Source organism: Acidimicrobiia bacterium, from assembly GCA_035651955.1.
In the GTDB taxonomy this organism is placed as follows: Bacteria; Actinomycetota; Acidimicrobiia; order IMCC26256; family JAMXLJ01; genus JAMXLJ01.
This window is the reverse complement of the sequence record DASRES010000065.1, coordinates 24,619-45,753: the sequence shown is the minus strand read 5'-3', so window position 1 is coordinate 45,753 and position 21,135 is coordinate 24,619. Positions and strand designations below refer to the sequence as shown.

Sequence of the window (21,135 nt, the reverse complement as noted above, 5' to 3'; positions counted from 1 at the left end):
TCAGCTCCCCGTGTAGCGCGGCTCGCGGCCCTCGGCGCGCGCGGCCCGGAGCTCCGCGAAGTCGTCGCTGCGGTTGATGAACGTCTGGTAGATCATCTCGTCGGCCATCGACGTGCGGATCGCGGGCACGCTGAGGTGCCGGATCACCTCCCGCGCCATCTTCACCGTGACGGCCGGTGCGGCGGCGATCTTCTCGGCGATCTCGCGTGCCGTCGCGTCGAGCTCGTCGGGCGCGACGACGCGGCTGACGATCCCGTGCGACAGCGCTTCGTGTGCCGAGAGCACGCGCCCACTCAGGACCATGTCGCTCACGACGCCGTGGCCGCACATCTCGTACAGGACTGCCACCCCGCCGGTGTCGGGGATGACGCCGAAGCCGACCTCGGGGAGGCGGAAGCGAGCGTCCTCCGACGCGATGCGGATGTCGCAGAGCAGCGCGCGCTGGAACGACCCGCCCATCACCCATCCCTTGCACGCGACGATCACCGGCGCATCCAGGTCCCAGAGCCGCTGGATGCCGCGATGGCCGCGCCGCATGAGCTCGTGGTGCGACAGCTCGACCTTGAGGTTGCCGATCGACCCGACGTCGCGGCCCGACGAGAACGACGCGCCTTCACCCCGCCACACGACGGCTCGGATGTCGCGACGCGACGCGAGCTCGTCGAGGATCGCGAACAGCTCGACGTCCATGTCGTCGTCGAACGCGTTGTGCTTCTCCGGGTTGTCGTTCGTGATCGTCGCGATCGCGCCGTCGATGCTCAGGTGCACCCGTTCGCTCGCCATGCAGTCCCTCGGTCGTCGGTGGTGCGGCCGTCCGGAACGTAGCCGCGCCGCGAAAGGGCGGCCCCTCCGCGAGGAGCCGCCCTTCCGCCGTACGGCCGGAGACGCCGGCTAGCAGGTGCGGATGTTGCGCATCACGAGGCCGCGGGCGATGTTCCAACCCGACCAGTACGGCGCGTTGTGCAACCCACTCGTCACCGGCGGCGTCTGGCCGGTGAACGCGAAGCCGTGCAGCCCGCCCCACGCGTCGAGCGTGAAGCCGCCGTTCGGGAGGTTGTTCGTGACGCCGGCCGCGTTGCGGAACACCGTTCCGCTGCGGACGATCTGCCAGCCGGGCCAGTACGACACCGTGCTCGGGTCCACGGCCGGCGGCGTGGTCCCGTTGACGCCGAACGGGTGGAGGCCGCCCCACGCGTCCACGACGTAGCCGCCGCGCCAGCCGGTGCTGTCGGTCACGAGCATCACGCCGCGGGCGATGTCCCACCCGTTCCAGTACGGCCCGCCCGTGATCACCGGAGCAGGCACGCCCGGGACGATCGTGAAGTAGTGCAGCCCGCCGAACCCGTCCAGCACCAGCCCACCCGCGGGCGCGCTGTCCGCCTGGGCCGGGAACTGCGGGACGAGCACGACGTCACGCGCGATGTCCCAGCCCTTCCAGTAGGGTCCGTCGGTCGGCTTCGCGGGCGCGCCCGCGCCGTCGATCCCGAACGGGTGCAGGCCGCCCCACGCGTCGAGCGTGTAGCCGCCGAACGCGGTGCACGTCGTCAGGTTCGTGTTGCGGAGCGCGACGCCGCGGGCGATGTCCCAACCCGGCCAGTACGGCGCGCCGCCGAAGCTCGTGATCTTCGCGGGCGTGCTCCCGTACGTGAAGACGTGCAGCCCGCCCCACGCGTCGAGGACGATCCCCTCGGAGTCGGGATACGTCGACGCGGTCGCGTGGACGGACCCCCCGCCACCCGCGGCCGCCGCCGGCACCGTCGTCGCCACGAGCGCGAGCGCGGCGCCGACGACCACCGCCGCCGAGAGCCGGCCGGCGCGCCGGCGTGGGACGGATCGGACCCGCCGCTGCCCCCTTGTCACCCTTGCCCCCTAAGGTTCGCCTAACCTATGAATCGAACCACGCTAGCGGCGCGCCGCGGCCCGCCGCAACGCGGGGCCGGAGAAGGGGTGACACTGCCCACGCCCCGGCACTCGACCCGGCACTCGACGCGGCATTCGACCGGGGACTCGACCCGGCGAGCGCTGCCGGTGCCGTCTGGACGCCGGGCGGGATGGAGGTTAGGAAGGTCCGCCGCCCGGTGTGCCGCCGGCTCGCCCGCGTCCCGAGGAGCGCCCGATGCCCGTGTCCGGTCTGCCGGAACCGCCGCCCGCCGGCACCAGCGCGCTCCCACCGGGCACGTTCGACGGCGTGGCCGTCGTCGTGACCGGCGGCGGGACCGGGCTCGGACGGGCGATCGCGCAGGAGTTCGCCCGCCTCGGGGCGTCGCTCGCCGTGTTCAGCCGGCGGCCCGAGCACCTCGAGGCGGCCACGGCCGCGATCCGCGAGCTCGCGGCGCCGGTCATGACCGCGCCGTGCGACATCCGCGATCCCGAGCAGATCGAGCGCGCGTTCGACGCCGCCGAGGAGGCGTTCGGGCTCCCCGCGGTGCTCGTGAACAACGCGGCCGCGAACTTCCCGGTGCCGGCCGAGGACATGTCGCCCAACGCGTGGCGGACCGTGATCGACATCACGCTCAACGGAACGTTCTTCTGCGCGCGCGAGTTCGCGCGCCGTCACCTCGCGGCCGGCACACCCGGCTCGATCGTGAACGTGGGCGCGTCGTACGCGTGGACCGGTGGCCCGGGCTTCGCCCACTCCGCGGCCGCGAAGGCCGGGGTCAAGAACATGGTGGAGACGCTCGCCGTCGAGTGGGGTCCGTACGGCATCCAGGTGAACGGGCTCGTGCCCGGGCTGTTCCCGCACGAGGACATGACCGCCGACATCCGCGGCAACCTCGACCGCACGTCCGAGAAGGACGCGTGCCAGCCCGCGCTGCGGGTCGGGCGGCTGCGCGAGCTCGGCTGGGCGGCGACGTTCCTCGCGTCGCCGTACGCGCGCTTCATCTCGGGGCACACGCTCGTCGTCGACGGCGCGAACTGGCAGCGGCGCAGCCTCACGAACCCGCCCGTCGTCACCGTGCGCGAGCAGATGGGCCGGGGCGAGTTCGACCCGGGCGCGTAGCGACCCGGCTAACGGGCGGTGCGCGCGGCCGCGCCCGTCATCCTGCGCCACGCGTCACGGTCGGACTCGTCCGCGAGGCGACCGACGTGGGTGACGGTGTCGACGTCGCCGGCCTCGGCGCGCAGCGCGGCCGCGGTGCAGCGCTCGCGCGCACGCGACGCGAACGGATCGAACCGGAAGTGGCGCATCGCGTTCTCGTGCGTGATCTTCGCGACGCGCGCGCCGTCGACGCCGTCGAACATCGACGCGAGGTGCTCGGGTGCGTTCGGCCACGAGCTGTCGGAGTGCGGGTAGTCGGACTCCCAGCACACGTTGTCGACGTTGAACCGGTCCAGCAGCTCCATCCCGACGCGGTCCTCGATGAAGCACACGAGGATCCGCTCGTGGAAGAGCTCGGTCGGGCTCAGGCCCTGCGGCTGCTCGTGGCGCATCCACCCGTTGTGACGGGCGAGCGTGTGCTCGGCGCGCTGCAGGAAGTACGGGATCCACCCGATGTCGCCTTCGCTCAGCGCGAAGCGCAACGCCGGGAAGCGGTGCCAGAACCCCGCCCACAGGAGGTCGCCGAGCGTGTAGATCGACATGGTCGACGACAGGTTCATCGGCACCGGGGGCGGCGCGTCCGGCGTCGTCGACGCGGACTTCGACGACGAGCCGACGTGGCAGCACAGCACGGTGCCGGTGTCGCAGCACGCGGCGAACAACGGGTCCCACGCGTCGGTGTGGATGCTCGGCATGCCGAGCCCGACCGGGTTCTCGGAGAACGTGACCGCGTGGCAGCCCTTCGCCGCGAGGCGGTGGATCTCCTTCGCGGCCTCCTCGACGTCGAAGAGCGGCAGGATGCCGCACGGGATGAACCGCTCGGGGTGCGCGCCGCACCACTCGTCGACGTGCCAGTCGTTGTACGCCTTGATCATGACGAGGTTGACATCGCGGTCCGGGCCGAGTTGCAGCACCTGGCCCGCGAACCCGGTCCAGTTCGGGAAGTTCAGCCCCGCGAGCTGGCCGCCGGCCGACATGTCGCGCACGCGCGCGTCGACGTCGTAGCAGCCCGGGCGCATGTCCTCGTAGCGCGACGGGTTCACGTTGTACATCTCGGGTGGCTTGCCCGCGACCGCGTTCAGTCCCAGGTTCCGCCCGCGGACGTCGCCGTAGTACCACTGCTGCGAGCCGTCCGGCTCGTCGACGACGCGCGGCGCGCGGTCGCGGTATCGCGCGGGGACGTGGCCGTCGAACATGTCGGCCGGCTCGCAGATGTGGTCGTCGACGGAGATCAGGATCAGGTCGTCGGCGCTGACCGTCACGCTCCCGCACCTCCCGGCTCGTCGAACAGGCCGCGCTGCTCGAACAGCTTCACGACGAGCTCGCCCTGCTTGCGCATCATCCGCTCGTACCCGGCGGCGGCCTTCTCGGCGTCGTGACGAGCGACGGCGCGCGCGATCGTCGTCAGGCCCTTGCGCTCGCTCTCGATCGCGCCCGGCACAAGCGCGAAGAAGCTGCCCGGGATCAGGCCGGACATCGACCGCAGCACGACCCGCACGCGCGGCGACGCGGCGGCGTCCACGACCGCGGCGTGGAACGCGAGCACGTTCTTGCCGACCTCGTCGGGATCGTCCGACGCGGCGACCGCGTCGGCGAGCTCGCGCAGCCGCGCGGCGAGGTCACCGTCCGTGCGTTCCACCGCACGGCGCACCGCGAAGCCGTACACGAGCCCGAAGAGGTCGTAGGTGTCGCGGACCGCGCGCTCGTCGAGCGCGTTGACGAAGGCGCCGCGGTGCAGCTCGATCGTCACCCACCCCTCACGCTCCAGCGCGATGAGCGCCTCGCGGATCGGGATGCGGCTGATCCCGAGCGCCTGCGCGATCTGCTCCTGGGGGACACGCGTTCCCGGGCGCAGCTCGCCGTCGAAGATGAGCCGGCGGATGTGGACGGCCGCGTGCTCGCCACTGCTGCGCCGGACGAGCTCAGGCCGCGCGGTACTCACATTGCATACGTTATGCGAACCGCCGAGCGTGAAGATGCGGCACTGACTCCCGGAATCCGGGAGTCAGTGCCGCATCTCTACGACTCGCCGACGATCTCGCGGCCGCGGTCGCGCAGCTCGTACTTGAGGACCTTGCCGCTCGCGTTGAGCGGGAACGCGTCGACGATCTCGACGTGCCGCGGGACCTTGTAATTCGCCATGTTCTCGCGGCACCACGCGATCAGGGCGTCCGGGTCGACGGTCGCGCCCGCGCGCGGCACGACGAATGCCATGCCGACCTCGCCCAGCCGGTGGTCGGGTACGCCGACGACCGCGACCTGGCCGACGTCGGGGTTGGTCAGGATGATGTTCTCGATCTCGGCCGGGTAGGCGTTGAACCCGCCCACGATGAACATGTCCTTCGTGCGGTCGGTGATGCGAACGTTGCCCTCGGGCGTCAGCAGCCCGACATCGCCGGTGTGCAGCCAGCCGTCGTCGTCGATCGTGACCGCGGTCGCGGCCGGGTCGCCGAAGTAGCCCTTCATGACGTTGTAGCCCCGCAGCACGATCTCGCCCTGCTCGCCCTGCGGCACGTCGTTGCGCTGCTCGTCGACGATGCGCAGCTCCATGCCCGGAATGGGACGGCCGGCGGTCGTTGCGATCGTCTCGGGGTCGTCGTCGTGGCGGCACATCGTGGCGATGCCCGTCGTCTCGGTGAGCCCGTAGCCCGTCACGATCGTCTCGAACGCGAGCTCGCTGCGCATGCGGCGGATCATCTCGACGGGGACCGTCGCGGCGCCGGTCACCGAGAGACGGAGCGACGACATGTCGTGGTCACGCACGTTGGGGTGATCGAGCATCGTCTGGTAGATCGCGGGCGGTCCGGGCAGCATCGACACGCGCTCCTCGGCGACGCGCTTCATCACCGACGGCACGTCGAACACCGCGTGCGGGATGATCGTCGCGCCCTTCAGGACGCAGGCGAGGATCCCGGCCTTCAGCCCGAACGAGTGGAAGAACGGGTTGATGATCAGGTAGCGGTCGCCCTCGCGCAGGCCGACGACGTCGCTCCACGCCGTGTACGCCCGGCAGGTCGCGCCGTGGGCGAGCATCGCGCCCTTCGGCGCGCCCGTCGTCCCCGACGTGAACAGGATGTCGCACAGGTCGTCGGGCCCGATCGCGTCGGCGCGCGCCTGCACCTCCGACGCGTCGACGCCGGCGCCGCGGTCGAGGAACGCCTTCCACCCCTCCGCGCCGTCGGGAACGGTGCCGCGCAGGACGACGACGTCGTCGAGCGCCGGGACGTCGCTCGCCGCGCGCAGCAACGCGACGTAGTCGGTGTCGAGGAAGTCCGTGACCGTGAAGAGCCTGCGCGCGCCCGCGGTGCGCAGGATGTACGCGGCTTCGGAGCCCTTGAAGCGCGTGTTGATCGGGACGACGACCCCGCCGACGCGATGGATCGCGAGCGCGACAACGGGCCATTCGCCGATGTTCGGGGCCCAGATCGCGACGCGGTCGCCCGGCTGCACGCCCGACGCGACGAGCGCGCAGGCCGCGCGGTCGACGTCCTCGGCGAGCTGCGCGAACGTCAGGCGCGTCTCGCCGTCGACGAGGCCTTCCTGCGCGCCGAACCGCTCGACCGCGCGCTGCAGCGCGGCCGGGATCGTCGTCGGCGTGTCGCTCAGCGGCGTCTCGACGAATTGCTCGTTGGTCACGTCACCGTCCCCGGAACTCGGGCGCGCGCTTCTCGCGCTTCGCGCGTGCATTCTCGTGGAAGTCCTCGGACCGGCTCGACAGCTCCATCGCGAGCGCCTCGTCGGCGAGGTGCCGCTCGAGGTCGACCGTGAGCGACCGCTGCACGAGCAGCTTGGTGAGCCCGACCGCGACGGTCGCCGCCGACGCGAGCTCCGCGACGAGCTCGTTCGCGACCCCGTCGACCTCGGCGGCCGGCACCGCGCGGTGCACCATGCCCCACTCGGCGGCGCGCGTGCCCTCGATCCTGCGGCCGAGCATCAGCAGCTCCTTGGCGCGCGCGACACCGACGAGCCGGGGGACGAGCCACGAGCCGCCCGAGTCGGGTGTGAAGCCGAGCGTCGTGAACGGCGCCCACAGCCGCGCGTCGTCCGCGACGACCGTGAAGTCCGACGCGAGCGCGATGTGCAGGCCGAGCCCCACGACCCATCCGCGTGCTGCGCAGACGATGGGCGTCTGCGTCTCGAGCATCGTCGGGATCAGGCGGTTGACGTGCCAGCGCATCTGACGCTGCGTCGCGCCCGTCCGCGGCTTCGCGTCACCGCCACCGCGGAGCGAGAGGTCGAAGCCCGAGCAGAAGTGGTCGCCGTTGGCGTCGAGCGAGATCACGCGCACCGACTCGTCACTCCCGGCGGCCTCGATCGTGTCGACCAGTGCCAGCACGATGTCGTCGGTGAGCGCGTTGCGGCGCGCGGGCCGGTCGAGCCGCAACCTCAGCACGAGCCCGTCGTGCTCGACGATCAGCCCGTCGACCGGTGCGGGATAGTCCTTCACGCGCCTTGCCTCTCCATCAGGGCGAAGCGTTGCACGAGCGCGTCGAGCGCCTCCTGGCACGTGGTCGCGCCGCCCGGCGGGTCGGGGAGCCGGACCGCACCGTGCTCGCGGCTCGGCAGCAGGATCGTCGCGTGGCCGGGCGTCGTCGTCTCGCCCCGCTGATTCTCGCCCCACACGTCGAGGTCCACGGCCGGCCCGGCCTCGCTCTCGTAGCGCCGGGTGACCCGCCCGCGCATCCAGTGGGTGTCGCCGACGTAGTTGAACCGGCGGAACTGGCAGTCGAGCTTCCAGAGCCACGCGTCGTCGCCCATCCAGTCGGTGCACAGGTGGATGAGCCACGTCTCGCGCATCCGGCCGTAGTCGTAGATCGCGGGGTTGCCCGCGCGCCGGGCCCACTCCGCGTCCCAGTGGACGCGCTGCTGCACGTCGGGGACGTTGAGGTCGTCGGGCTGGAAGAAGCGCGGGACGCGCCGGCGCTGCTCGTAGCCGAGCCGGAGCGCCTTCACGCCGTAGAGGCCCATGCCGACGCCCACGTGCCAGCACACCATGTCGGTGACGCGCAGCGGTCCCTTCACCAGCGGCCCGACCTCCTCGCCCTCGCCCACGTCCTCCCAGTAGCGGGGGAGCGGCCCGCGCCGGCGGTCGCGCTCGGTCGCGTAGACGTCGTCGATGGCGGCGAGCTCGTCGTCCGTGTAGGGCCGGATCTCGACGTCGTCGTACTTCCCGCGCTCCTCGGCCTTGTCGCGTTCCGTGCGGATCATCAAGCGGTACTGCGCGGCGAGGACGGGCCCGCCGGCCGCCGCGAACACCTCCGCCGTCCACTCGTGCACGGCGCGTTGCGCGAACTCGCTGCGCTTGTCGTGCACGCCGACGAGCGCGTTGCGCCGCGTCACGCGCATGCCCGGTCGCAGCGGTGCCCACCACTCGCGGAAGCTCCCCGCGTAGTACGCGTGCGCGCCGCGGATGGGATCGCCCTTCAGCAGCGCGCGCGTCTCGTCGTCGAGCCGGCCGACCTCGTCCTCGCCGATCAGCGTGTCCCCGCCGACGAGGTGGGGCGGGGCGAGCGGCCCGCCCCAACGGGTGGTCGTCGCGTACTCGGGGTCGCACCACAGTGGGTTGTCGTCCCCGTACGCCTCGGCGACGTGACGGAACGCGTCCTCGTTGGGCTGCCGGTAGTGCGGCGGCTGCGGGTGCGGTTGCCCGACGCCGATGCGTGCGCGGAGACGGGCGACGCCGGCGTCGGTGATCGAGGCAGCGTCGGTCACGGGGGTCCTCCGGTCGGGTCGCGAGGCGTCGAGCCCGGCGATGTTGTATACAAAATACGGCTATGCGTTCGAGCGACCGGGTGTCGCCGCGGTCATGAATCTGGCAGATCTGCTCCTGCAGCACCCCTTCGCCGCCGGCGACGACCTGCTGCACGACCTGCACCGGTCCGTCACGGCGGGTGACGCGCGCGCCCGGGCGCAGCAGATCGCGCTGGCGCTGCGCGACGCGGGCGTCGCGCCGCACAAGCCGGTCGCGGTCTGCCTCGAGGACGGGATCGAGACCGTCCTCACGATGTTCGGTGTCTGGCTCGCGGGCGCAGTCTTCGTCCCGGTGAACCCGCGCGTGCCGGAGCGCGAGCGGGACGAGATCGTGCGCGCGGTGCGACCGGCGGCGGTCGTGACGGACGCCGGCACGATCGCGCGACGCGAGGGTGCGGTGACCCACGAGTCCGACGCCGCGTTCGTTCTGTGGACGTCGGGGACCACCGGGCGCCCGAAGGCGATCCTGCACACGCACACCGCGTACTTCGAGCTCCTCGACCGCGTGCTGGGCAACCTGCGTGGATCCTCACGGTCCGGCACACCGCCGACGCCGAACCTCATCCCGGTCGCGCTGACACTCAACGCCGGCATCTACAACGTGCTGTTCGGTCTGCGCGCCGGCGCCGCGATCGTGGTCATGGGCCGCTTCGACACGCGCACGTTCGCGGAGCTCGTGCGGCGCTTCGGGATCCGCTCCACGGTGCTGCCACCCGCCGCGATGGCGATGCTGAGCGACGACGCCGCGGTGACCGACCTCGCGCCCCTTCGCTACGTCCGCAGCATCACCGCGCCGCTGTCGCCGCTGCAGGCGCGCCGGTTCGTCGACAAGTTCGGCGTCACCGTGCTGAACGGGTACGGGCAGGCGGAGATCGGCGAGGTCATCGGCTGGACGGCGGCCGACGCCAAGGAGCATCCCGAGAAGCTCGGGGCGGTCGGGCGCGCCCACCCGGGTGTCGACGTGCGCATCGTCGACGACGCCGGCACGGCGCTGGGCACCGACGAAGTGGGCGAGCTCCTCGTGCGCCCGCCCCGGATGGCCGCGGGGTACGCCGACGGGTCGTCACTGTCGGAACGCGTGGACGGCGACGGGTTCCTCCGCACCGGCGACCTCGCGCGCGTCGACGACGACGGGTTCGTGTGGATCGAGGGACGCGTCGGCGACGTCATCAACCGCGGCGGCAACAAGGTGTTCCCCGACCATGTCGAGGAGGTGTTGCGCCTCGCGCCCGGGGTCGACGACGTCGCGGTCGTCGGCGCGCCCGATGCGCGTCTCGGCGAGGTGCCCGTCGCGTTCGTCGTCGGCGACGCCGACGACGCGACGCTCGAGCGCGTCTGCCGTGAGCATCTCGTCGCGTACAAGGTCCCGGTCGCGTACCACCACGTCGCCGCGCTCCCGCGCAGCGACGTCGGCAAGGTGCTCCGCCGTGACCTGGCCGCGCGCCTCGCGGGAAGCCGCGCATGACGGCCGGCACGCGACTCGCGATCGACCGCACGACGCCGCCGGACGACGCCGCGCGCGTCGCTCGTGACTGGGTCGAGGAGCACGTGCCGGTCGAGTGGCGCGAAGCAGCCCGCCGCGGCGGGCCCGCCGCGATCCGGGACGTGCGCTCGCGCGCCGACTACGAGGCCTGGTACCCGCGGTTCGCCGATTCGGGGCTCGTCGTGCCGACCTGGCCCGTCGCGTACGGCGGGCTCGACCTGACACCGGCTGTCGCGCGTGCGATCGAGGCCGAGCTCGCGCCGTACAACCTCGGCCGGCTCAACCCGCTCGGGCTCAACCTCGCCGCGCCCGCTCTGTTCGCGCACGGCACCGAGGAGCAACGCCTGCGGTTCCTGCCTCCGATCGTGCGCAACGACGAGGTGTGGTGCCAGCTGTTCAGCGAGCCGGGCGCGGGCAGCGACCTCGCGTCGCTCGCGACCGTCGCGACGCGTGACGGCGACGAGTGGGTCGTCCACGGGCAGAAGGTGTGGACGACGTGGGCGCACCTCGCCGACTTCGGCGTGCTGCTCGCGCGCACCGATCCCGACGTCCCGAAGCGGAGGGGCATCACCTACTTCCTGCTCGACCTGCACCAGCCCGGCGTCGAGGTCCGGCCGTTGCGCCACATCGGTGGCGAGCGCGAGTTCAACGAGGTGTTCCTCGACGGTGCGCGCGTCCCGGACTCCCAGCGCGTCGGTGACGTCGGCGACGGGTGGCGCGTCGCCAACGCGACGCTCTCGGGCGAGCGCCAGATGGTGTCGGGCGCCGGCTCCGGGGGCGTCGACCGCATCGGCGGCTCGAGCGTGACCCGCCTGCTCGATCTCGCGCGGCGCACCGGCCACGCGAGCGACCCGGTCGCCCGCCAGCACCTGATGCGCCTGTTCAGCGAGGAGCGGATCCGCGCGTGGACGAACCAGCGTGTGCGCGCGCAGGTGAAGGCCGGTCGCGCCCCGGGCCCCGAGAGCTCGATCGGAAAGGTCCACCAGGGCTCGCTCAACCAGCGGATGCAGGAGCAGGCCGTCGCCGCGCTGGGCATGGCGGCCACCGCGTTCGAGGTCGCGACCGGCGTCGACGCGTCCGACTACGCAACGACGCTGCCGTACGAGGTCGCCGGCATGCTCCGCAGCCGTGCGAACACGATCGAGGGCGGCACGACCGAGATCAACAAGAACGTCGTAGGGGAGCGCGTGCTCGGGCTCCCGCGCGAGCCCGACCCGTGGCAGGGCGCGGCCTGGCGCGAGGTGCCCCGCTCGTGAGCGCGTACGAGACGCTCGTCGTCGAGCGGCGCGGCGCCGTCGGCTGGCTGGTGTTCGACCGGCCCGACGCGGGCAACGCGATGGACGCCACGATGTTCCGCGAGCTCGAGCGCGCATGGCGCGAGCTCGACGACGACCCCGCGGTCCGGGTGATCGTCAACACCGGGAACGGGCGCGCGTTCCAGACCGGTCTCGACGTCGCGCAGCTCGCGCGCGACAAGGACGCGCTCCGGGAGCAGTCGCGCCGCACACGTGATGCCGACCTCCGGCTCACCGCGTGGCACAACCGCGTGTGGAAGCCCGTGATCGCGGCCGTGAACGGCGTGTGCGCGGGCGGTGGGCTGCACTTCGTCGCCGACGCCGACATCGTGATCGCCTCGTCCGACGCGACGTTCCTCGATCCCCACGTGTCGATCGGTCAGGTCAGCGCGTACGAGACCATCGGGCTCGCACGGAAGTCGCCGATGGAGGCGATCACGCGCATGGCGCTCGTCGGCCGGCACGAGCGGATGACGGCGCAGCGTGCATACGAGCTCGGGATCCTGTCGCAGGTCGTCGACCCGCCCGATCGCCTGCGTGACGAGGCGCAGGCGCTCGCGGAGAAGATCGCCCGCAACTCGCCCGCCGCGATGGCGGCGACGAAGCGCGCGCTGTGGGGCGCGCTCGAGGCGGGTCTGACGGACGCCTGTCGCGCAGGGTCGCGCGAGCTCGTCGGCATGTGGGGTCACCCCGACCAGGAGGAAGGTCCCCGCGCGTTCGCGGAGCGGCGGGACGCACGCTGGCAGGTGGACGCGTGAGCTATCCGGAGCTCGAGTGCCTGCGCCTGGAGCGGCGCGGCCCGGTTGGGTGGCTGCTCAACAACCGGCCCGAGCAGCTGAACGCGATGTCGGCGAAGATGCGCGACGAGTTCGCGGTCGCATGGGACACGCTGAACCACGACCCCGAGGTGCGCGTCATCGTGCACACGGGCGAGGGACGCGCGTTCCAGACCGGCGTCGACGTCACCGAGATCGCGACGGACGGGGTCGGGATGGAGCGGTACCGGCAGTCCGTCGAGGACTGGGACCTGCACTTCACCGCGTGGCACCAGCACGTCTGGAAGCCGGTCATCACCGCGGTGAACGGCATCTGCGCAGGCGGCGGGTTCCATTGGATCGCGGACGCGGACATCGTCATCGCGGCGTCCGACGCGCAGTTCTTCGACCCGCACGTCTCCGTGGGACAGGTCGTCGCCATCGAGGCGATCGGGCTGTTGCGCAAGGTTCCCGCGGAAGCGGTCATGCGCATGGCGTTCGTCGGCCGCTACGAGCGGATCTCCGCACAGCGCGCGTACGAGCTCGGGATGATCAGCCAGATCGTCGACCCGCCCGACCGTCTGCGTGACGAGGCGCAGGCGCTCGCCGAGAAGATCGCGCGCAACTCGCCGGCCGCGATGGCAGCGACGAAGCGTGCGCTGTGGGGCGCGCTCGAGACCGGGCTCACCGAGGCGTGCCGGGCGGGCGCGCGCGAGCTCGTCTCCATGTGGGGGCACCCCGACCAGGAGGAGGGGCCGCGCGCGGTCGCCGAGAAGCGCGAACCGCGTTGGCGGGAGCTGCAAGCGGGTACGTGAGACGGATCGCGAGGGGGGAGAGGGGAACATGACGAAGCTCGCACACCGGGCGCGGTGGTGGGTGGTCCCGGTCGTGGTCGCCATGGCCGCGGCCGGCTGCAGTCGCTCGAGCAGCAAGAGCAGCTCGACGTCGACGTCGTCGGGATCGTCGGCCGCCTCGGGTGACTTCGGGACGTTGAAGGCCGTGTGCGGCCCCGGCAGCGCGAAGGGCGCCACCGACCAAGGGGTCACCGACACGTCGATCCGGGTCGGGACGATGGCCGATCCGGGCGCGACCGCGCAGCCGGGACTGGACCAGGAGCTCTTCGACGCGGCCGACGCGTTCGTCGGCTGGTGCAACGCGGCGGGCGGGATCCTCGGTCGCAAGCTGCAGCTCGACAAGTGGGACTCCAAGCTGACGGAGGTCGCGGCGCGCATGATCCAGGCGTGCGCGGTCGACTTCGCGCTCATCGGCAACGGTGAGGGTCTCGACGGCACGGGCGTCGACCAGCGCGTGAAGTGCAAGCTGCCCGAGTTCCCGGCGTACGACGTGTCGGCCGCCGCGGTGAGCGCGCCGATGACGGTGCCGGCGATCCCGAACCCGCGCGACGTGAGCCTCGCGACGGGCGCGTTCCGGATGCTCAACAAGTACGACCCGGCGGCGACGGAGCACTTCGGCCTGCTGAGCAGCCAGTTCCAGTCGATCAACGACCAGGGCAAGAAGGACCGTGCGGCAGCCGAGCTCGAGGGCTGGAAGGTCGTCTACTACGACGAGCTCCCGCTGGTGGTCGACAACTGGCGGCCGTACGCGCAGAACGTGCAGACGAAGAACGTCCAGGCCTTCCTGATGGAGTCGGCGCCCGGTCAGGTGGCGCCTGCGTACAAGGCGATGCAGGAGCTCGGGTACGTCCCGAAGTACTCGATCCTGCAGCCGAACGTGTACGACCCGTCGTTGATCTCGGACGCGGGGACGGCACTCGACCAGGGCCAGGTGTACGTGACCGCGTACATCAACCCGTTCGAGACGGCGGCGCAGCACCCGGCGACGAAGCTGTACATCGACAACCTGAACAAGTACGTCAACGGCGCGAAGCCGAAGGAGCTCGGCGTCAACGCGACCTCGTCGTGGTTGCTGTGGGCACAGAGCGTGAAGGCCTGCGGCTCGCACGTGACACGCCAGTGCGTCCTCGACCACGCGAACGGAGTGACGAACTGGGACGGCGGGGGTCTGCACGCGCCGTTCAACCCCGGCAACGGGCCCAACGCGGGCGGCGACTGCTTCGTGCTGCTGCACGCGACGTCGAAGGGGTTCGCGGTCGACACGAAGATCACCAAGCCGAACAACGGCATCTTCAACTGCGACCCCGCGAACGAGGTCCGGCTCCAGGGCTTCCCGAGGACGTGATCCCGGCTGGACGATATGACCGCTTCGTACGGAACATGAAAATGGTTCGAAAGGCCCTGGTTCTGGCGCGTCGCTGAGCGCATCCTGACGGGTGCGCCGTTCCCGCCCCTGGGGACCGGCCGTGACGGCCGCGAGCGCGCACGGAAAGGGCACATCAGTGGCGCGGAAGGTCCGGCGGATCTCGTCGGCCGTGGCGGCGGCGTCGCTCACGGCCGTGATGGTCGCCGCGCTCCCGGGGGCCGCGTCCGCGCATGCCGCGGACGCGCCGCCCCCGCCGGACGTGGCATCGCAGACGGCGCGGGTGCACGAGCTCGCGCAGCACATGGCGGACGCGCGCGGCGGTGAAGGTGGGTCGGTCGGCGCGACGTCCACACGGCTACATGCGGACGCGGTCGGGTCGTACCAGGCCGCCGACCCGTACGGTGACACATGGCCCGACAGCGACCCGCGGGCGGACATCGGTCCGTGGGCCGTCTACTACAACACGAACACGATCACGCTGTCGTTGAAGACGCTCGCGATGACCGACCCGTCGACGTGGGCGGGGGTCACCGGGACGGAGTGGGGCATCGACGTGACTGGTGACGGCGTCGACGACTTCGACGCGTTCCTCACGGCCTACGGCGCCGACCTCATGACGTCCGACCTCAACACCCAGCTGTGTCCGGGCCAGGTGCACGGGAGCTTCTCGGCGTCGGGCGGCTACACGATCAGCTTCCCCGCCGCGTGCCTCGGCGGGACGGGCCCGATCAAGGTCGACGCGTTCATGATGGTGGACCTCGACCCGTACGGCACCAGCGGCGCGTACGCGAGTGACTACGCACCCGACCTCGGCGTCGACTGGTCGCCGTGGATCACGCCCACGACACCTCCCCCGCCGCCCCCGCCGCCGTCGCGCGCCGTGAGCGCGGCCGGCTGGGTCGTCGACGGATGGGGCGGTCTCCACGCCTTCTCCGAGGGCACGACCGCGCCGACGGCGACGGGTGGCCCGTACTGGGTCGGCTGGGACATCGCACGCGGTGTCACCGCGAGCACCGCGAACGGCTGGGGCGCGGTCCTCGACGGGTGGGGCGGCCTGCACGGCTTCCGGGTGAACGGTGGCACGGTGCCGACGTTCCACACGACCGGGTACTGGACCGGGTGGGACATCGCGCGCGGCGTCGCCATGCTGCCCGACGGCACCGGTGGGTTCGTCGTCGACGGCTGGGGCGGCCTGCACCCGTTCGCGACCGGCGGGAACGCCCTGCCCTTCGCGACGGGCGGCCCGTCGTGGACCGGCTGGGACGTCGCCCGGGGCGTGGCGATCCTGCCCGACGGCACCGGCGGATACGTGCTCGACGCCTGGGGTGGCCTGCACCCGTTCGGGATCAATGGCCACGCGGCACCGGCACCGTCCGTGCTCGGCCCGTACTGGCCCAACTGGGCGATCACCCGGGGCGCGGCCGTGATCACCGACGGCTCGGGCGGCTTCGTGCTCGACGGATGGGGTGGTCTGCACGGCTTCGACGTCGGCTCGGGCACCGCGGTTCCGGCCCCGCCGGGCAACGCGCCGTACTGGACCGGTTGGGACATCGCCCGGGGCGTGACGGTCGCCAACTGACGTCGTCCGTTCCGCCACGCGCGACGCACGCCGCCCCGGTTCGCACCGGGGCGGCGTGTCGCGCGCGTCGTAGTGTCCGCGTGCATGTCACCCGAGTCATCGACGGACGACCTGCGGATCGGGATCCTCGGAGCCGCGCGCATCGCGCCCGCGGCGGTCGTGAAGCCTGCGCGCGCCGTCGACGGCGTGCACGTGACGGCGGTCGCGGCGCGAGACCGCGAGCGCGCCCACGCGTTCGCGAAGAAGCACGGCGTCGACCGCGTGCTCGACACGTACGACGCGCTGGTCGCCGCTCCCGACGTCGACGCCGTCTACGTACCGCTGCCCAACGGCCTCCACGCCAAGTGGACGAAGCGCGCGCTCGAGGCCGGCAAGCACGTGCTGTGCGAGAAGCCCTTCACCGCGAACGCCGACGAGGCCGAGGATGTACGAGCGCTCGCCGACGCGCACCCCGATCTGGTCGTGATGGAGGCGTTCCACTACCGGTACCACCCGGTCGCGCAGCGGATGGTCGACATCGTGAACAGCGGCGTGCTCGGGACGGTTCGCCGCGTCGAGACCGCCATGTGCATCCCGCTGCCCCTCCCGCGCGACATCCGCTACCGCTACGACCTCGCCGGCGGCTCCGTCATGGACGTCGGCTGCTACGCGATCCACATGCTGCGCACGGCGTCGGGCGAGGAGCCGTCGGTGAAGCTCGCGCGCGCCCGGCTCGCGTCGCCGGACGTCGACCGGTGGATGCAGGCGACGTTCACGTTGCCGAGCGGTGCGGAGGGCAAGATGACGTGCGCGCTGTGGTCGAGCACGTTGCTGCGGATCGGCGTCACGGTCGGCGGTGACGACGGCGAGCTGCGGCTGTTCAACCCCACTGGACCGCACCTCTACCACCGGCTGACCGTGTGGACGCGCGGCGCGGGCGGCGGCCGTCGCCGGGAGCGCGTCGCAGGCAGCCGGACACCAACCTACTCGTACCAGCTGGAAGCGTTCCGTGACGCCGTGCGCGGTGACCGTGCGCGCAACCTGACCCCGCCGGTCGACTCGGTCGCGAACATGCGTGTCGTCGACGCCGTGTACGACGCGGCGGGGCTGCGTCGCCGAGGGACCTGAGCGTTCACGCTCGCGTAGCGCGCGCGTGAACGGACCGGCGCGCGGCGGCCGGTACTGTGAGCCGCATGGCCGACGGCTCCCCGCGCGCGCCGTATGCCGGCGACCGCGACGTCGCCGCCGCGGTCGCGGCATTGGCGTCACGGCTTCCCGACGAGCTGCGCGACCTTGCCGGCGTCGCGTTCGACTACCGGTGGTCGTGGACACGCGACGGTGCAGAGACGTTCGCGGCCGTCGACGCCGAGCGCTTCGCGCGCGTGAACCAGAACCCGGTCCGGCTGCTGCGCGAGACGCCCGGTACGACGCTGGCTGCGGTGGCCGCGACGCCCGGGATGCAGGCGCGGGTGCGCGCGCTCGCGAACGCGGTGAGCCGTGAAGGCCCGTACGCCACCGGCGACGTCGCGCGACCGATCGCGTTCTTCTGCGCGGAGTTCGGCGTGCACGCGTCGCTACCGATCTACTCGGGCGGGCTCGGCGTCCTCGCCGGCGACATCTTGAAGGAGGCGTCGGACCGCGGCCTCCCGATGGTCGGCGTCGGGCTGCTCTACCGGCACGGCTACTTCCACCAGCGGCTCGACCCCCGGGGCAAGCAGCACGAGTACTGGACGGACGTCGACCCGGAGCAGCTGCCCACCGTGCTCGTCACCGGCGACGACGGTGAGCCGGTCACCGTGACCGTGCCGATCCGGGGCGAGAACGTCGTCGCGCGCGTCTGGCGCACCGACGTCGGCCGCGTCCCGCTGTACCTGCTGGACGCCGACGACGCGCGCAACTCGCCGTTGGCCCGCTTCATCACCGGGCGCCTGTACGAAGGGAACCGTGAGATCCGGCTCGCGCAGTACGCGCTGCTCGGAGTGGGTGGCATGCGGGCGCTGCGCGCGCTCCGGATCGAACCGGAGGTCGTCCACCTGAACGAGGGTCACCCGGCGCTCGCGACGCTCGAGCTCGCGCACGAGCTGACCGGCGACGGCCGCTCGTTCGACGACGCGCTCGCAGTCGCGCGCTCGCGCGTCGTCTTCACGACGCACACTCCGGTCCCGGCCGGCAACGAGACCTACGCCGAGACCGAGCTCATGGCCGTGCTCGGCGACCTCGTCGACGACCTCGGTGTCGGTCACGACGGGCTGCTCCGTCTCGCGCGCATCGATCCCGACGATGCCGACGAGCCGCCCGGCATGACGCCCCTCGCGATCCGTACGAGCCGTTCGACGAACGGTGTCAGCGCGGTGCACGGCGGTGTCGCGCGCGCGATGTGGCAACCGATGTTCCCCGGTCGAGCGCTCGACGACGTCCCGATCGGTCACGTGACGAACGGCGTGCACCTCCCGACCTGGATGGCGCCCGCGATGCAGTCCTTGCTGGCGCGCCACCTCGGCCGCGACTGGCTCGACCACCCGGACGAGCCGGCCACGTGGGCCGGCGTCGACGGCATCCCCGACGCCGAGCTGTGGGCCGTGCGCGACGAGCTGCGCGCGCGGCTCGTCGACTGCGTCCGCGAGCGCAGCACGCGTGACCGCCTCGCGCGCGGCGAACCACTCGACTACGTCGCGGCGGCGGCGTCGACGTTCGAGCCGTCACGGCTCACTGTCGGCTTCGCGCGACGGCTCGCGACGTACAAGCGGCTGCACCTCCTCTCGCTCGACCCCGCACGGGCGGTCACGCTCGTGCGCGAGCGTCTGCAATTCGTGCTCGCCGGGAAGGCGCACCCGCTCGACGAGGACGCGAAACGCGTCGCGGAGTCGCTGTTCGCGCTGAAGGGCGAAGCCGGGATCTCGGGCCGTGTCGCGTTCCTCGAGGACTACGGCATGGCGATCGCGGCGCCGCTCGTCGCCGGGTGCGACGTCTGGCTGAACGTCCCCCGACCGCCCTTCGAGGCCAGCGGCACGAGCGGCATGAAGGCCGCGTTGAACGGCGGCCTCAACGTCAGCATCCTCGACGGGTGGTGGGCCGAGGCCTACGACGGCGGGAACGGATGGGCGGTCGACGGTGGCCGGTCCGCCGACCGCGCCGACCGTGCCACGGACGACGACGCGACACGGGACCTGCGCGACGCCACGTCGCTGCTCGACATCCTCGAAGACGAAATCGTCCCGTTGTTCGCGCGACGGGACGGCGACGACATCCCGCACGACTGGCTGCGACGCGTCAAGGCATCGCTGCGCACGATCGGCCCGCGATTCTGCGCGACGCGGATGCTCGGCGACTACGAGCGCGTCGTCTACGGCGTCCCCTCGCTCGCGCTCGGCTGACCGGCCGTACCGCTCGCTCCGCCACGCGGCACGCAGGATCGGTGGCCATCCCGGCGAGCAGGTCGTCGGCCTGGCGGTCCGGCCGTTGTGAACGCAGTCACCGTCGACGTCACGAAGGTCCGGGCGTAGCGTTCGGGCGGCGCGGTGATCCGACCGGTGCGGCGGGAGCGAACTCCATCCGGTGACGCGGGCGCGACTGTCGTCCGCGTCCCTCGTAGGCGGGGGTACTCGATGGCACGGATCGTGGTGGTGGGCGCAGGGATCGTCGGGATGTCGACCGCGACGCTGCTCGCGCGTGACGGGAACGACGTGACCGTTTTCGAGCGGGACGACGGACCGCCACCCGACGCCGCCGAGGACGCCTGGACGTCGTGGGCGCGGCGGGGCGTGAACCAGTTCCGTCTGCTGCACTACTTCCTGCCCCGGTTCCGGATGATCGTGGACGACGAGCTCCCCGAGGTCGTCGACGCGGCCGAGCGTCTCGGCGCGCTCCGGTACAACCCGGTGCTGCTCGCGCCGCGGGAGCTCAACGGCGGCGAGCGCGACGGAGACGACCGCTTCACCTCGGTCACCGGTCGGCGCCCGGTCATGGAGGCGGCCGTCGCGTCGGTCGCGGCCGAGACCGCGGGGCTGACGATCCGACGCGGCGTCGCGGTCGCCGGTCTCGAGACCGGCGCGCCGACCGCCGACGGCGTCCCGCACGTCACCGGCGTGCGCACGAGCACCGGCGAGGTGATCGGTGCCGATCTCGTCGTGGACATGACGGGTCGGCGCTCGCCGCTGCCGTCGTGGCTCGCCGCGGTCGGCGCGCGCCCGGTCGAGGAGGAGGTCGAGGACTCCGGGTTCGTCTACTACGGCCGTCACTTCCGTTCGGCCGACCGCTCGATCCCGCCCGCGCTCGGCGGGCTGCTCCAGCACTACGAATCGGTGTCCATCCTCACGCTCCCCGCCGACAACGGCACATGGGGCGTCGGCTTCATCACGAGCGCGCGCGACGCGCCGATGCGGGCACTGCGCGACGTGGACACGTGGTCCGCGGCGTTGAAGGAGTTCCCTCGCGTCGCGCACTGGGCCGACGGCGAGCCGCTCGACGACACGGTCGCGGTGATGGCGAAGCTCGAGGACCGCCACCGCGAGCTGTTCGTCGACGGCAGGCCCGTCGCGACCGGTGTCGTCGCGGTGGCGGACTCATGGGCGTGCACCAACCCGTCGCTCGGTCGCGGGATCAGCATCGGGATCATGCACGGGCTCGCGCTGCGCGACGTCCTGCGCGACCAACCGGTCGACGACCCGCTCCAGCTCGCGCGCGCTTGGCACGCGAAGACGCAGGAGACGGTCGAGCCCTGGTATCGCGCCACGCTGCGGTTCGATCGCAACCGGCTCGCCGAGATGGAGGCGGAAGCGCAGGGCGTGCCCTACGAGCCCGGCGACCCCGAATGGGAGATCACGCACGCGCTCGAAGCGGCGGCGGGACAGGACCCCGACGTCCTGCGCGCGTTCCTGTCGATCGCGGGTGTCACGATGCTGCCGGACGACGTGGTCGCGCAGCCCGGTGTGCTGGACAAGGCGATCGAGCTCGGCGCGGGTTGGCGCGACCTGCCGCCCGCAGGTCCCGACCGTGCCCGGTTGCTCGCGGCGATCGCGGCCTGAACGAAGCGA

At 72.1% G+C, this 21,135-nt stretch carries 17 protein-coding genes; 10 read left to right on the top strand and 7 right to left on the bottom strand.

Features of this window, described 5'->3' with window-relative positions; genetic code table 11:
- Together VFC33_14010 and VFC33_14005 are read right to left on the bottom strand one after the other, a co-directional pair.
- Entirely contained in the window at positions 1–783 is a 783-nt protein-coding gene (locus VFC33_14010; GenBank protein ID HZR14352.1) for an enoyl-CoA hydratase/isomerase family protein, read from the bottom strand.
- 108 nt (positions 784–891) lie between these two features.
- On the bottom strand, positions 892–1,860 hold the full coding sequence (locus tag VFC33_14005; protein ID HZR14351.1) for a hypothetical protein: 969 nt from the start codon (positions 1,858–1,860) through the stop codon (positions 892–894).
- Between the two features lie 256 nt (positions 1,861–2,116).
- Between VFC33_14005 and VFC33_14000 the strand changes: the two genes are divergently transcribed.
- Positions 2,117–3,001 (top strand): SDR family oxidoreductase, encoded by an 885-nt coding sequence (locus VFC33_14000; protein HZR14350.1) that lies wholly within the window; start codon positions 2,117–2,119, stop codon positions 2,999–3,001.
- An 8-nt stretch (positions 3,002–3,009) separates the two neighbouring features.
- Here VFC33_14000 and VFC33_13995 read toward each other — a convergent pair whose 3' ends face one another.
- The 5 genes from VFC33_13995 to VFC33_13975 form a co-directional block, all read right to left on the bottom strand.
- Positions 3,010–4,236, bottom strand: coding sequence for an amidohydrolase family protein (locus VFC33_13995; GenBank protein HZR14349.1), 1,227 nt, complete (start codon positions 4,234–4,236; stop codon positions 3,010–3,012).
- A gap of 62 nt (positions 4,237–4,298) precedes the next feature.
- Positions 4,299–4,982 (bottom strand): GntR family transcriptional regulator, encoded by a 684-nt coding sequence (locus tag VFC33_13990; GenBank protein ID HZR14348.1) that lies wholly within the window; start codon positions 4,980–4,982, stop codon positions 4,299–4,301.
- A gap of 77 nt (positions 4,983–5,059) precedes the next feature.
- On the bottom strand, positions 5,060–6,676 hold the full coding sequence (locus VFC33_13985) for a FadD3 family acyl-CoA ligase (GenBank protein HZR14347.1): 1,617 nt from the start codon (positions 6,674–6,676) through the stop codon (positions 5,060–5,062).
- A 1-nt stretch (position 6,677) separates the two neighbouring features.
- Positions 6,678–7,487, bottom strand: a complete 810-nt coding sequence (locus VFC33_13980) for an enoyl-CoA hydratase-related protein (protein ID HZR14346.1) — start codon at positions 7,485–7,487, stop codon at positions 6,678–6,680.
- Positions 7,484–8,752 carry a MaoC family dehydratase N-terminal domain-containing protein gene (locus tag VFC33_13975; protein HZR14345.1) on the bottom strand — a complete coding sequence of 423 codons (1,269 nt, stop codon included), beginning with the start codon at positions 8,750–8,752 and terminating at the stop codon, positions 7,484–7,486. The genes VFC33_13980 and VFC33_13975 overlap by 4 nt, the downstream gene beginning before the upstream one ends.
- A 94-nt stretch (positions 8,753–8,846) precedes the next feature.
- Here VFC33_13975 and VFC33_13970 point away from each other — a divergent pair, with 94 nt between their 5' ends.
- The 9 genes from VFC33_13970 to VFC33_13930 all read left to right on the top strand — a co-directional run bounded on the left by VFC33_13970 (position 8,847) and on the right by VFC33_13930 (position 21,126).
- Positions 8,847–10,256: a class I adenylate-forming enzyme family protein gene (locus tag VFC33_13970; protein HZR14344.1), complete on the top strand. Its 1,410-nt coding sequence runs from the start codon at positions 8,847–8,849 to the stop codon at positions 10,254–10,256.
- The gene (locus VFC33_13965) at positions 10,253–11,530 is read left to right on the top strand and encodes an acyl-CoA dehydrogenase family protein (GenBank protein HZR14343.1); all 1,278 of its coding nucleotides are present in this window, start codon (positions 10,253–10,255) and stop codon (positions 11,528–11,530) included. Before VFC33_13970 ends, VFC33_13965 begins: the two co-directional genes overlap by 4 nt.
- The gene (locus tag VFC33_13960; protein HZR14342.1) at positions 11,527–12,327 is read left to right on the top strand and encodes an enoyl-CoA hydratase/isomerase family protein; all 801 of its coding nucleotides are present in this window, start codon (positions 11,527–11,529) and stop codon (positions 12,325–12,327) included. The genes VFC33_13965 and VFC33_13960 overlap by 4 nt, the downstream gene beginning before the upstream one ends.
- Positions 12,324–13,139: an enoyl-CoA hydratase/isomerase family protein gene (locus VFC33_13955; GenBank protein HZR14341.1), complete on the top strand. Its 816-nt coding sequence runs from the start codon at positions 12,324–12,326 to the stop codon at positions 13,137–13,139. The genes VFC33_13960 and VFC33_13955 overlap by 4 nt, the downstream gene beginning before the upstream one ends.
- A gap of 28 nt (positions 13,140–13,167) precedes the next feature.
- Positions 13,168–14,523 carry an ABC transporter substrate-binding protein gene (locus VFC33_13950; GenBank protein ID HZR14340.1) on the top strand — a complete coding sequence of 452 codons (1,356 nt, stop codon included), beginning with the start codon at positions 13,168–13,170 and terminating at the stop codon, positions 14,521–14,523.
- 157 nt (positions 14,524–14,680) lie between these two features.
- Positions 14,681–16,123 carry a hypothetical protein gene (locus VFC33_13945; GenBank protein HZR14339.1) on the top strand — a complete coding sequence of 481 codons (1,443 nt, stop codon included), beginning with the start codon at positions 14,681–14,683 and terminating at the stop codon, positions 16,121–16,123.
- Between the two features lie 84 nt (positions 16,124–16,207).
- Entirely contained in the window at positions 16,208–17,230 is a 1,023-nt protein-coding gene (locus tag VFC33_13940; GenBank protein HZR14338.1) for a Gfo/Idh/MocA family oxidoreductase, read from the top strand.
- 65 nt (positions 17,231–17,295) lie between these two features.
- Entirely contained in the window at positions 17,296–19,476 is a 2,181-nt protein-coding gene (gene glgP, locus VFC33_13935) for an alpha-glucan family phosphorylase (protein HZR14337.1), read from the top strand.
- 231 nt (positions 19,477–19,707) lie between these two features.
- Positions 19,708–21,126 carry an FAD-dependent oxidoreductase gene (locus VFC33_13930; GenBank protein ID HZR14336.1) on the top strand — a complete coding sequence of 473 codons (1,419 nt, stop codon included), beginning with the start codon at positions 19,708–19,710 and terminating at the stop codon, positions 21,124–21,126.
- Positions 21,127–21,135: the final 9 nt, after the last annotated feature.

What these genes read in the sequence shown, in the direction of transcription:
- VFC33_14010 (HZR14352.1), bottom strand. Translation starts at nt 783, where the DNA reads ATGGCGAGCGAACGGGTGCACCTGAGCATCGACGGCGCGATCGCGACG.
- VFC33_14000 (HZR14350.1), top strand. Translation starts at nt 2,117, where the DNA reads ATGCCCGTGTCCGGTCTGCCGGAACCGCCGCCCGCCGGCACCAGCGCG.
- VFC33_13995 (HZR14349.1), bottom strand. Translation starts at nt 4,236, where the DNA reads ATGTTCGACGGCCACGTCCCCGCGCGATACCGCGACCGCGCGCCGCGC.
- VFC33_13970 (HZR14344.1), top strand. Translation starts at nt 8,847, where the DNA reads ATGAATCTGGCAGATCTGCTCCTGCAGCACCCCTTCGCCGCCGGCGAC.
- VFC33_13965 (HZR14343.1), top strand. Translation starts at nt 10,253, where the DNA reads ATGACGGCCGGCACGCGACTCGCGATCGACCGCACGACGCCGCCGGAC.
- VFC33_13950 (HZR14340.1), top strand. Translation starts at nt 13,168, where the DNA reads ATGACGAAGCTCGCACACCGGGCGCGGTGGTGGGTGGTCCCGGTCGTG.
- VFC33_13940 (HZR14338.1), top strand. Translation starts at nt 16,208, where the DNA reads ATGTCACCCGAGTCATCGACGGACGACCTGCGGATCGGGATCCTCGGA.
- glgP (HZR14337.1), top strand. Translation starts at nt 17,296, where the DNA reads ATGGCCGACGGCTCCCCGCGCGCGCCGTATGCCGGCGACCGCGACGTC.
- VFC33_13930 (HZR14336.1), top strand. Translation starts at nt 19,708, where the DNA reads ATGGCACGGATCGTGGTGGTGGGCGCAGGGATCGTCGGGATGTCGACC.